This window comes from Amycolatopsis suaedae (genome assembly GCF_004214935.1).
Taxonomy (GTDB): Bacteria; Actinomycetota; Actinomycetes; order Mycobacteriales; family Pseudonocardiaceae; genus Amycolatopsis; species Amycolatopsis suaedae.
The window spans coordinates 1-11,328 of the sequence record NZ_SFCC01000017.1 but is presented as its reverse complement, the minus strand read 5'-3'; the positions used below and the strand labels follow the sequence as shown (position 1 = coordinate 11,328).

The following is an 11,328-nucleotide window of genomic DNA, read 5'->3' as shown; positions in this document are numbered from 1 at the left end:
CGGTCGGGCCCCATGGGTCGGCGTCTTCCCTCCTCGCCGTCGGCCGCGGGGCGGCCTTGGGGCTCGTCAGTCCAGACGCCGACGGGCCCGACCGGTGCGGTGCGAGTCCACCCTTCCGGACCCGCGAGTCCACCCCTGCGGATGCGCGAGTTAACCACTCCTGGCGAATGGTCGTGTCACACGGGCGGTGGGTGTCTCGTCCATCCGGCGAGAGCCACGAAACCGTTGGAGGTCACCATGCCGCGCATTCCCGCGGTCACCGAACGCGAAGCCGGCCCGCTGCTGAAGCTGTTCTACCGCTTCGCCCGCAGGCGGTTCGGCGCGATGCCGGAGCCGATGGCCGTCTCGGCCCACCATCCGAAGCTGCTGCGGGCCAGCGGGGTACACGAGCTGCTGGTCGAGAAGGCGGCCCGCACGCTGCCGGTCAGCGTGCGGGAACTGGCCGTCTACCGGGTCGCCGTGAAGCTGGGCTGCTGGTGGTGCGTCGACTTCGGCACGATGCTGCAGCAGCACGAGGGCCTCGACGTCGACCGGCTGAAGGCCATCGACGACTACGCCACCTCGCCGTTGTTCAGCGAGCCGGAGCGGCTCGCCATCGCCTACGCCGACGCGATGACCGCCACCCCGGTGGCCGTCACCGACGAGCAGGTGGCGCGCCTGGAGCGCGAGTTCGGCCGCGCCGGCGTCGTCGAGCTGACCTACCTGATCGCACTGGAGAACCAGCGGGCGAGGGTCAACAGCGCGCTCGACATCCCCGCACAGGGTTTCACCAGTGGCGACGCCTGCCAGATACCTGCTTCCACGGAGCGTAGTTAGGTCCTGTCCTACACCCGCCACCGGACTGTGGCGTAGGACACAGTGTGGTGGCGGGTGCGGCAGTTCTTCCCGGCGGAGATCCCGCGGATCAGTCCGCGTACCGGGGGAAACCGGCTGCGGTGATTGTTTACCTATAGCCCCTGCAAGTTGGTGTTTCACACACTGAAGCAGAGGGTTTTACGTTAGCCCGTTCGAGTGGTTATCGTCTGTGCCCGAGCGTGCGTTCGCTCCGGCTGGAGGTCCTGGGGGCCAGTCGCCCACTGGGAACGACGGATGGAGTGTGGGCTCATGCCGAGGCGTCGACTTCTGCCTGCCGTGGCCGCGGTGCTCGCCCTGACGGCGACCGCCGCCTGCGGCACGGGCGGAGGAGGTGGCACGCCGTTGGCGGACAGCAGTGCCGCCGCACCGGTGGGTCTGGTGGACCGGGCGCCGGTCGCGACCGAGGCCGAGCTCGCCGAGAGCCCGACGGCGCAGGCCATCAAGCGCCGGGGCCAGCTGCTGGTCGGCGGCGAGCTGAACATGCCGCTGCTGTCCGAGCAGAACTCGATCACCGGGCAGACCGAGGGATTCGACGCCACGCTGGGCAAGATGCTGGCCAAGTACATCATCGGCGAGCCCAACGTCCAGGTGGTCCAGTCCACCCCGGAGACGCGGGAGGCCGTGCTGCAGACCGGGACGGTCGACGCGGTGATCCGGATCTACACGATCACCCCGCAGCGCGCGGAGAAGGTGGCCTTCGCCGGCCCGTACCTGATCTCCGGCCAGTCGATCGCCACCCTGCGCTCGGAGAGCCGCATCGGCAAGGTCGAGGATCTGGCCGGGCGCGACGTCGCCGCCCTGGCCGGCAGCACCAGTGCCGACGCCGTCGAGCGCCAGGTGCCCACCGCGAAGCTGACCACGTTCGGCACGCCCGCCGAGTGCGTCCAGGCGCTGGAGACCGGCCGGGTCGACGCCTACGTGCACGACCTGACCGTGCTCGCCGGCGCGGCACGGCTCAACGACAAGATCCAGATCGTCGGCCAGCCGTTCACCAGCGACCCGTACGGCATCGGCATCCGCCGGGGCGACGACGCGTTCAAGCGGTTCGTCAACACCTGGCTGCAGAAGATCGAGCAGGCCGGGATCTGGGAGCAGGCCTGGCGGGACTCGCTGGGCACGGTCGTCGCCGGCCAGCCGCCGTCGCCGCCGGTGATCGGTTCGGTCCCCGGCTCGTAGCGCCGGGGCTCAGACGGCCACGTGGGTCAGCTTCTCCGGGTTGGCGTGGTCGTAGGCCGCGACGATCCGGCCGTCGCGGATCGCCAGCGACTGCACGTGGGTGTCCAGCGCGCGGTACGGCCCGTAGCCAGGCGAGGCCGGGATGTACAGCCCGAGGTCGCCGTTGACCAGCACCGGCGTGGCCTTGGCCAGCGCCTCCGGGCTGTACATGCGGGCCAGGCCGTGGAAGAACCGCACGAGTTTGTCCGCGCCCACCATGACCTGGCGGGTCGTGCGGGCGCGGCCGTCGGAGTCGCCGATCAGCACGACGTCGGGGTGCAGGACCTCGGCGATGGCCTGGACGTCGGCCGTGGCCATGGCGGCCACCAGGCGCTCCAGCAGCGCCTGCTGCTCGGGCAGCGGCGCCCGGGGCGGCGGCTCCGCGTCCGCCAGCGCCCGGCGGCCCCGCGAGGCGTGCTGCCGCGCCGCCGCCGGTGAGCAGCCCAGGATCCCGGCGATCTCGGCGAACGGCACGTCGAACGCGTCGTGCAGGACGAACGCCACCCGCTGCTCGGCCGACAACGTGTCGAGTACCACCATCGCCGCCATCCGCACGCCCTCGTCCCGCACGGCGGCCTCCAGCGGGTCCTCCCCGGAGGTGGACCCCAGCGGGGTGACGATCGGCTCCGGCAGCCACTGGCCGACGTAGCGCTCCCGCCGCACGGCGGCCGACCGCAGCCGGTCCAGCCCGATCCGGCCGACGACCGTGGTCAGCCATGCGCGCAGGTCACGGATCTCGTCCCGGCGCTGCCGCGGCAGCGCGGCCAGCCGCAGCCAGGCCTCCTGCACGGCGTCCTCCGCGTCGGACACCGAGCCGGTCAGCCGGTAGGCGACGGCGATCAGGTGCGACCGCTGCGCGGCGAACTCGTCGGTGAGGGCGGGAGCGGAGTCGGACATGGGTCCAGTGTGCCCGGCGACTAAGCTGGACGCGTGGCGGGACGGATCCGGGAGAGCGACATCGCATCCGTGCGGGAGCGCAGCCGGATCGACGACGTCGTCGGCGAGTACGTGGCGCTGCGCCGCGCGGGTGGCGACTCGCTGAAGGGCCTGTGCCCGTTCCACGACGAGAAGACCCCGTCGTTCAACGTCCGCCCCAGCAAGGGCACGTTCCACTGCTTCGGCTGCGGCGCCGGTGGCGACGTCATCGGGTTCGTGCAGCAGATCGAGCACCTCGGCTTCGTGGAGGCCGTCGAGCGGCTGGCCGACCGGGCAGGCATCCGGCTGACCTTCGAGGGCGGCGGCGCGGTGGTGCGCCGCGACCGCGGCACCCGCACCCGCATGGTCGAGGCCCACAAGATCGCCGCCGAGTTCTACGCCGAGCAGCTGCAGACCCCGGAGGCGCTGAAGGCCAGGGAGTTCCTCGCCGAGCGTGGTTTCGACGCGGCCGCGGCGAAGACGTTCGGCTGCGGGTTCGCCCCGGCGGGCTGGGACAAGCTCACCAAGCTGCTGCTCACCAAGGGGTTCGAGCTCAAGGAGCTGATCACCTCCGGACTGGTCAAGGAAGGCCAGCGCGGGCCGATCGACCGCTTCCACCGGCGGCTGGTGTGGCCCATCCGCGACCTCGGCGGCGACGTCGTCGGGTTCGGCGCGCGGCGGCTGTTCGACGACGACCGCATCGAGGCGAAGTACCTCAACTCCAGCGAGAGCCCGGTCTACCGCAAGTCCGAGGTGCTGTTCGGGCTGGACCTGGCCAAGAAGGAGATCTCCCGCCGTCACCAGGTGGTGGTCGTCGAGGGCTACACCGACGTGATGGCGATGCACCTGGCCGGCGTGCCCACGGCCGTCGCCTCCTCCGGCACGGCGTTCGGCGCCGACCACATGAAGGTGCTGCGCCGCCTGCTGATGGACGACGACGCGTTCCGCGGCGAGGTCATCTTCACCTTCGACGGCGACACGGCAGGCCAGAAGGCGGCGCTCAAGGCGTTCGAGGGCGACCAGACCTTCGCCGGGCAGACCTACGTCGCCGTCGCCCCGGACGGCATGGACCCGTGCGAGCTGCGCCTGGCCAAGGGCGACGCCGCGGTGCGCGACCTGGTGGCGCGGCGCATTCCGCTGTTCGAGTTCGCCATCCGCAGCATGCTCGCCGGCTACGACCTCGACTCCGTCGACGGCCAGGTCGCCGCCCTGCAGAAGACGGTGCCGCTGGTCGGCCGGATCAAGGACCGGGCCAAGCGTGACGGCTACGCCACCAAGCTGGCCTGGTGGGTCGGCTGGCAGGACGAGGCGATGGTGGTGCGCAGGGTGCGGGCCAGTGCCGGAGCGTCCGGTCCGGCAGACGGTGCCGTGCTGACGGCCCCGCGCAAGCCCGCGGAGTCCGCCGCGCCCAGTGAGCTGCCGCCGCCGAACCCGGGCGACCCGCGGCTGCTGGCGCAGCGGGAGGCGCTCAAGGCCGCGTTGCAGGAGCCCGCGTTCGCCGGGCCGGAGTACGACGCGCTGCCCGAGGAGGCGTTCACCCATCCGGTGTACGTGACCGTGCACAAGGCCGTGCTCAAGGCCGGTGGCGCCGCCGGTGGCCTGTCCGGGCCCGCGCTGCTGGACGCCGCCGCCCCGCACTGTCCGGAAGGGACGGTCCGCAGGGTGCTCTCGGAACTGGCGGTGGAACCGTTGCGCGCCAAGGGCGAGGTCGACTCGCGCTACATCTCCGGCGTGCTGGCCGCGGTGCAGGAGAACCTGGTCGGCAGGCAGATCCTGGAGATCAAGTCCAAGCTGCAGCGGCTGTCGCCGGTGGAGGCGCCGGAGGACTACCGGGCGTTGTTCGGCGACCTGGTGGCGCTGGAGCAGTACCGCAAGGCGCTGCGTGAGCAGGCCGTCGGAGGGCTGGACTGATGGGCTTGCTGCGCCGCCTGCTGGGCGACCGGCTGCCGGACGGGTTTCCCGGCCCGCTGGAGCCGGGGGAGGACGCCGTCGGCTCGGCGGCCGTCACCGGCGGCGGTCATCTGGTGGTGACCCGGCTGGGGCTGTGGGTGCCCGACGGCGCCGGTGCGCGCCGGATCGGCTGGCACCTGATCAGCAAGGCCGTCTGGAAGGACGGGACGCTGACGGTCACCGAGGCCGAGGAGTCGGGCAACGCGGGCGGCGCCGTCCTGCTGACCGACCGGGAGCCGGTGTCCTTCGCCGTGGCGTCGCCGGGGAAGGTGCCGCTGCTGGTGCGGCAGCGGGTCGACGGGTCGATCCGGGCGCGGCACCACGAGGACCTACCCGGGGGAGGGGCGTGGTTCGTCCAGCGCAAGCCGCCCGGTGTCGACGGCACGGTCCTGCAGGTGCGTCCCGATCCGGGTGCCGACCTGGAGCTGGTCGCCGGGATCGCCGACGAGGCCGCACGAAAGCTGGCCCGTTCCGGCGAATAGCAGTACGCTCGTACTGTGTGGGATCCGGGTAAGTACCTCGACTTCGCCGACCTGCGGGCACGCCCGTTCTACGACCTGATCTCGCGGATCGGGGCCGACTCGCCGCGGCGGGTGGTCGACCTCGGCTGCGGGCCGGGCACGCTGACCGCCGTGCTGGCGCGGCGCTGGCCGTCGGCGACGCTGCAGGCGTTCGACAGCTCACCGGACATGGTTGCCGCGGCCCGCGAGCGCGGGGTCGACGCCGAGGTCGGCGACGTGACGGAGTGGGTGCCGGAGCCGGACACGGACGTCGTGGTGTCCAACGCCGTCCTGCAGTGGGTGCCCACGCACCGTGAGCTGCTGGACCGCTGGGTCGGTCAGCTGCCCGGGGGCGCGACGCTGGCCGTCCAGGTGCCGGGCAACCTCGGCGCCCCGTCCCACGAGCTGGTGCGCAAGCTGGCGCGTACCCCGCGCTGGGCCGCGCAGCTGGACGACGTGGTGTTCCGCGAGCAGGACGCGGTGGCGGACCCGGTGGTTTACGCGGACCAGCTGACCGACGCGGGCTGCGCCGTCGACGCCTGGGAGACCACCTACCTGCAGCCGTTGCGGGGCGAGGATCCGGTGCTGGAGTGGATCACCGGCACGGCGCTGCGCCCGGTCAAGGCGGCCCTGCCCGAACAGGACTGGCAGCGGTTCCGCTACGAACTCGGCGGCCTGCTGCGCGACGCCTATCCGCGCAGGCCCGACGGCGTCACCTGGTTCCCGTTCCGCCGGATCTTCGTGGTGGCGGTGACCGGTCAGTCGCGGTGACGATCGCCCAGCCGGTCGGCGAGCGGGACCTTCTCGCCGAGCTTGGCCCTGGCGACCCCGGCGGCGCTCTGCACGGCGGGGTGATCGGCGACCTTGCGGTAGGTCCGCACGATCTGGTCGTAGCGCGCCCGGCCGGCCCGTGCTCCGAGCACGTAGCCGAGAGCCGCGCCCAGCAAGAACTTCTTCATCGGTTCGCACCTCCTCCTCGCCTCGCCGGTCCATTGTCCCCTGACGCCGGGGGTGGCTGCAGGGCGGCCGGAGGGCATGCGTTAAAGTTCTCTGCGTTGGCCGGGACGCCCGGCCGCACGGTAGTCCCCTGTAGCTCAATTGGCAGAGCAGCCGGCTGTTAACCGGCAGGTTATTGGTTCGAGTCCAATCGGGGGAGCATCTTCCCAGGTCAGAGCCCTTTCAAAGGTCCAGCCAATGGCCTGAGGGTGCATAAATGGTGCACAAACTCACGCGACGTCTTCGAAGGTCTCCAGCGCGGCTGCGTTCTCGTCGTTCGCCGTGCGGCGCGCGATGTAGTGCTTCTCGGCCACGGCTCGGGTGTTGCCCAGCTGGTCGGCGACAGCCCCGGTGGGCAGGTTCGCCTCGTCCAGCACGGTGGCCACCGTCTTTCGGAAGACGTGGCTGGTGACCCACTCGTAGCCGCACTCGTCGAATGCCTCGCGGATCCGGTGCACGACGTTGCTCGGGTCGAGCCACCCGCCGGCCGCCGAAGCGAACAGGGGTTGGTCCTCGCCCGCCGCGTCGGCGAGGCGGGTCAGCATGGGTATCGCCCAATTGGGAAGCTTCAGCAGGATGCCGGCCTTGTTGCCCATACGGAGGCGGAGTCGGCGTAGCCCCTGTCCGGTCACCCGCACGAGCCGCCAGTCGATGGCCAGCGTGCCGCGTTGCCGGTCGAACGACGCAGCATCGAGGGCCAGAAGTTCGCCGAGTCTGATGCCGGTAGCGAGCATCGTCCGGACCAGGTCGGGGAGGATGGCCCAGATCCGTGCCCGAGCACCGAGCCGGCGGCCTTTCGAATCCACCGCCCGCCGGTTTGCCAGCTGCTCGAGCTGGGTGAGTAGGTCCTTGCGCTGCTCCGCGGTCAGCGCCGCCACGTCCTTGGCCGCCGGAGCACGAGTCCGGCGAAGCGACCGTACGGGGCTGATGGTCATGGCACCGTTGCGCACCGCGAAGTCGCAGAGTCCCGACAACGCCGCCCGGCAGGTCTTCGCCACCGAGCGGCTCGCTGTGTCCTCGGTCCGCTTGAGGACGCGATCACAGGTGGCCACCCGGACTTCGCGGGCCTGCAAACGTTCGATCGAGGGCAGGATCCAGTTCTTCAGTACCGACTTGTAGAGCCGGACGGTCGTGGGTGATCGGTCACCGAGGTCCGCCTCTCGTTCGATCTCTTCGAACCAGGCCTCGGCGATCACGCCCATGCGAGTGGTTGGAAGGATCTCTCCGTCGCGCACGGCGTCGATCAGCTCACCCAGAGCCTCTCGCAGCCGGTTCTCGGCCTCGGTCTTGGTTTTCCCGCGACGCTTCGCCGGCATGAGGGAACCATCCGCGGCTCGATACCGCGCGTAGGCTTGCCAGCGGTCGCGGCCGAGCTTGCGCGTGCTCACGTTCCCGTAGGTCCCGACCGACAGCGGCGGTCGCCCCATCAGAAGGAGCCTTTCGGGGTTCGCCTGCGCCAGCGGAGTGGGACCATCCAGCGTCATCCCATACGCCCTCGATAGGCCGGCCGGCAGTTGGCCTCATCGGCGTGGCCAGTGTCGGCGGAACCCAGATCTGGCCACGCGTCTTGTCTGCTGACCGGCCTCGTTCCTTCCAACTCGCGGACGCTCAGTCTATTGGCCGGATGACAGAATTGCGGTAGCCGACCGGCCAGATGCTTCCCGGTCTGCGGTGTTCACGAGGGCGCGAGATATGGCGGGGGCTTGGACTTCCGACGGTGTTTCGGCGCTGTCCCGCCTTGTGGGCGGGTCCGTCGCATGACAGGGCCGTGAGAATGCTCAGTGTGGCGCTGCGCCCTTCTACGGTTGCGGGCGGGGTGCGAAAGCGGTGGAGGGGATGGTATGAGCGGAGGAGCCTGCTGATGTGGGGGCGCTGAAAGGCGGCTAAGCGCCACCGGCGCAACGCGCACAACTCGGACTTCTGTGGCGGCTCAACGGCGCCAACGCGGGCGCAGATGTCAATTGCTTTTCGTGTTGCGGTGTACTTCGTCTTGCGGGCAAGGACCCGTAACCAGCGTCGGCGAATCAGGTTCACTAGTTGTCGGTGATGTCCTGCTTGACCCGGCTCTTGGGTGCCGCAAGGTACGACCTAAACCCGCCACCAGCAGCACTGAACCATCGCGCCGCCGATGCCTCCCAACGAGATGGTCATGTTTCGACGGTGAGTCGGTTAGAGTGTGCGTCATCAGTTGACCCCACTTCAATCAGTAGGCTGGTAAATGAAGCAAGCACTACGCAGGTCCAGGAGCGCATTCAGTCAAAGATTCGGAGTATCAGGAGAACAAAATTACTACGCCTGGCTGCAGGAGCGGACAGGTGTCAAGTTAAATGTTCGACCTGAGGTGCTCGGATGGTCGTCTAGAGGCCAGGCGAGCAACTGTCCGATCGTCAATGAAATATTGGACCGGTACAAGAAATACTCGCCCTGGCAGCTTCATGCTTCCTTAAAAGAAGTATTCGTTGGCCGCGTAAGCTTCCTGTCTCCGAACGCCAGTGCTGAGAGTTCCTTTGGTTCGGCGCCATACATTGCTGTCTCCGAAGGTCTCTACGTCGCCCTTGATCAATGTTTGTACCTGTGGGAAAACGTGGGCAGACTTCAAGCTAAAGTTTACGCACGTGTGGCGAACGCTAAGCTGGCGGAGGATGAATTACGCCAGTACATCGAAAATTGGGCAACCAAGCGCGAACTACCAGAATTCATTGCACGCACGATCGAACTCAAACGCTTCCTGGTCGGTGGAGACCCAAGCTTTGTGGCGCGATACAAAGGCCGAGCGGAACTATTCGAATTGCGCCGAGAAGGGGTCAGTGACATCGACTTCGAACATCGAAAACGACGCATCTATATGGCCGAAGGGTTTATTATCGGACATGAACTCGCCCACATTCTGCACGGCCACGTCGGAGCGCCTGTCAAGAAGGTCGCCAGAGCCTACTTGGCAGACTCCGTTGCTGCGAACATGGATGCACTCCACAATGCTGGCGAATTGTCCAATGAATGGATGCAGGAGCTTCAAGCAGACTTAACGGGCTACAATGAACTCCTACTCGCTAGCAACTGGGAACAGGTTCGGCGTATCGGGGAGCACCCACTCGGGCCGGACCGTTCACGCCTTGGTCTCATCCTCTTCTGTGTCGACGGGATCGCTTTCACAATTCTTGCGATGTACCTTGTGAGCGCCCTGGGGGCCGCGCCGACAAGCTTCTCGACCCACCCCCATCCAGACGACCGACTGGCGGCAATTATCAACGTCGCCGGCAAGCAAATTGAACAAATTATCGACAATACCACCGAATTGGATCACGGGCCGGAAGGTGGCGGCTATTTTCAAAGGATCCGCACGGCATTGGAGCAGTTTCAGGTGACCTACTCGATCTGTAAGAGAACACTCGAAAATGCCCTCAACGAATTGTGAAAATAATTTCGGTTGAGTCTGCCACTGTTCGCCGAGTGTGAGACAGTCGAGCACCCGGTCAGGTAAGGTGACGTCGGAAAATTCAGAGCGTCGCTCGGATCGGCGCTGGAGCTCATCAGCAAGATGCAAGAGGGGGCGGTCGCCCGATCGTTCCCATTCTAGGAGGCTACGGGTTCGTCCAACACAGCTGACCGGGCCACAACACCGGGTAGGTTGGGAAGCATCGTGACTTAACCGCCTAATCCGCCATTTGAACAGTATGACGTCAAATTGTAACGTTCGGTAACCTTTAGTCACTGATCAGACGGAATATGTCAGGACGGTCGTCAGTCGTTGACAGACGGTGCCGGCTGCGACTCGATGTGTCCGTCTGCCGTGAGTCGGCGTAAAAGCAGCGCCTGGGTACTGCTGCTCAGTGCCTCGTCTCGTACCTGGTCAGGACCACGCTGCCGGGGAACGTCCGAGTCTCCACCAGGTTCAGGTTCACCCAGCTGTCCAGCGCCGTGAAGAACGGTGTGCCGCCACCCACGGGGACCGGATGGGTGACGATCTCGTACTCGTCGATCAGCCCGGCCCGCATGACCGCTCCTGCGAGGGGTGTGCCACCGACCCTCATCGGTCCACCGTCCTCGGCCTTGAGCCGGGTGATCTCGGCGATCGCGTCGCCGGCGACCAGGTGGGTGTTCCAGTCGACCTTCTCGATCGTCGAGGAGAACACCACCTTCGGCGTGTCCCGCCAGTTCCGCGCGAACTCGATCTCCGCCGGGTGGCATTGGGCTGCTGGTCGCCGGTTGGCCAGTGGGCGCTCATGGTTTCCCACAGTCGGCGCCCATAAAGAAACAGGCTGATCGCTCGCTCCTGGTCGCACCACCACTGAAACAGTTTGTCGTTCGGCCCGCTCCAGCTGAGGTCGTCGCCGGGTACGGCGACGTAGCCATCCAATGTCAGGTTCATGCCGTAGATCAGTTTCCGCATGGCCCAGCCTTCCGTCCGTGGGTGTCCGACGTATAGACCAGCGCGGCGTGGGAAACTCACCGGTGCGCGATCTGGGCTCGCCGGTAGTCCTCGTGCTCGGGGCTCAGCGTGGTGTACGCGGCCCGACTCGAGCAAGCCGTCTGATCTCGCCTAGCGAGGAAATGCCACGGATTTGAGACTGATCATGGGTGAGTAGGCCGCGAGACGGCAATATCGGCATGTCACGCTCGGTGAGACTCTACAGACGTGGACGTGTCGAACGACGATGTGCTCCGGCTCCGGGTGGAGGACCCGGTCACTGGTTCGCGTGGCATGTCCGGTATCGACCTATCTGGCGGGCACCATCGGACACAGGAGATCATCGACCGCGTGGCGAACGGGCAGCCGAGCCCTGATGCGATTGTGAGGATGGTGGTCCGTGACTGATCTTGAGCCGCTGCTCGACAGCCTGGAGCGGGACCTCGCGGACTCCGACGAGGTGATGGGCAGCAGTCGAGGCCTGTACCA

Annotated in this window: 10 protein-coding genes and 1 tRNA gene; 7 read left to right on the top strand and 4 right to left on the bottom strand. The window is 67.6% G+C overall.

Annotated features, from left to right (window positions below):
* Positions 1-237: 237 nt before the first annotated feature.
* Both EWH70_RS28950 and EWH70_RS28945 read left to right on the top strand, forming a co-directional pair.
* Positions 238-816, top strand: a complete 579-nt coding sequence (locus EWH70_RS28950) for a carboxymuconolactone decarboxylase family protein (RefSeq protein ID WP_130478722.1) — start codon at positions 238-240, stop codon at positions 814-816.
* Between the two features lie 288 nt (positions 817-1,104).
* Positions 1,105-2,031, top strand: coding sequence for a glutamate ABC transporter substrate-binding protein (locus EWH70_RS28945; RefSeq protein WP_130478721.1), 927 nt, complete (start codon positions 1,105-1,107; stop codon positions 2,029-2,031).
* A gap of 9 nt (positions 2,032-2,040) precedes the next feature.
* Here EWH70_RS28945 and EWH70_RS28940 read toward each other — a convergent pair whose 3' ends face one another.
* Complete coding sequence (locus EWH70_RS28940) at positions 2,041-2,967, bottom strand: sigma-70 family RNA polymerase sigma factor (protein ID WP_130478720.1); 927 nt, start codon at positions 2,965-2,967, stop codon at positions 2,041-2,043.
* Between the two features lie 33 nt (positions 2,968-3,000).
* Between EWH70_RS28940 and dnaG the strand changes: the two genes are divergently transcribed.
* Genes dnaG through EWH70_RS28925 form a run of 3 tightly spaced genes read left to right on the top strand, consistent with a single transcriptional unit; the run spans position 3,001 to position 6,206 of the window.
* Positions 3,001-4,896, top strand: coding sequence for a DNA primase (dnaG, locus tag EWH70_RS28935; protein WP_130478719.1), 1,896 nt, complete (start codon positions 3,001-3,003; stop codon positions 4,894-4,896).
* Entirely contained in the window at positions 4,896-5,417 is a 522-nt protein-coding gene (locus EWH70_RS28930; protein WP_130478718.1) for a hypothetical protein, read from the top strand. The genes dnaG and EWH70_RS28930 overlap by 1 nt, the downstream gene beginning before the upstream one ends.
* 15 nt (positions 5,418-5,432) lie before the next feature.
* Positions 5,433-6,206 (top strand): trans-aconitate 2-methyltransferase, encoded by a 774-nt coding sequence (locus tag EWH70_RS28925; RefSeq protein ID WP_130478717.1) that lies wholly within the window; start codon positions 5,433-5,435, stop codon positions 6,204-6,206.
* Here EWH70_RS28925 and EWH70_RS28920 read toward each other — a convergent pair.
* Complete coding sequence (locus EWH70_RS28920) at positions 6,194-6,394, bottom strand: hypothetical protein (RefSeq protein ID WP_130478716.1); 201 nt, start codon at positions 6,392-6,394, stop codon at positions 6,194-6,196. The two genes, EWH70_RS28925 and EWH70_RS28920, sit on opposite strands and share 13 nt — an antisense overlap.
* 124 nt (positions 6,395-6,518) lie before the next feature.
* On the opposite strand from EWH70_RS28920, the gene EWH70_RS28915 reads away from it, so the two are divergent.
* Positions 6,519-6,591 (top strand) — tRNA-Asn (locus tag EWH70_RS28915).
* 70 nt (positions 6,592-6,661) lie between these two features.
* Here the strand turns inward: EWH70_RS28915 and EWH70_RS28910 are convergent.
* On the bottom strand, positions 6,662-7,915 hold the full coding sequence (locus EWH70_RS28910; protein WP_130478715.1) for a tyrosine-type recombinase/integrase: 1,254 nt from the start codon (positions 7,913-7,915) through the stop codon (positions 6,662-6,664).
* A gap of 734 nt (positions 7,916-8,649) precedes the next feature.
* Here EWH70_RS28910 and EWH70_RS28905 point away from each other — a divergent pair.
* On the top strand, positions 8,650-9,846 hold the full coding sequence (locus EWH70_RS28905; protein ID WP_130478714.1) for a M48 family metalloprotease: 1,197 nt from the start codon (positions 8,650-8,652) through the stop codon (positions 9,844-9,846).
* Positions 9,847-10,258: 412 nt separating this feature from the next.
* On the opposite strand, the gene EWH70_RS28900 is transcribed toward EWH70_RS28905, so the two are convergent.
* Positions 10,259-10,714, bottom strand: a complete 456-nt coding sequence (locus tag EWH70_RS28900) for a dihydrofolate reductase family protein (RefSeq protein ID WP_338078624.1) — start codon at positions 10,712-10,714, stop codon at positions 10,259-10,261.
* Between the last annotated feature and the right edge of the window lie 614 nt (positions 10,715-11,328).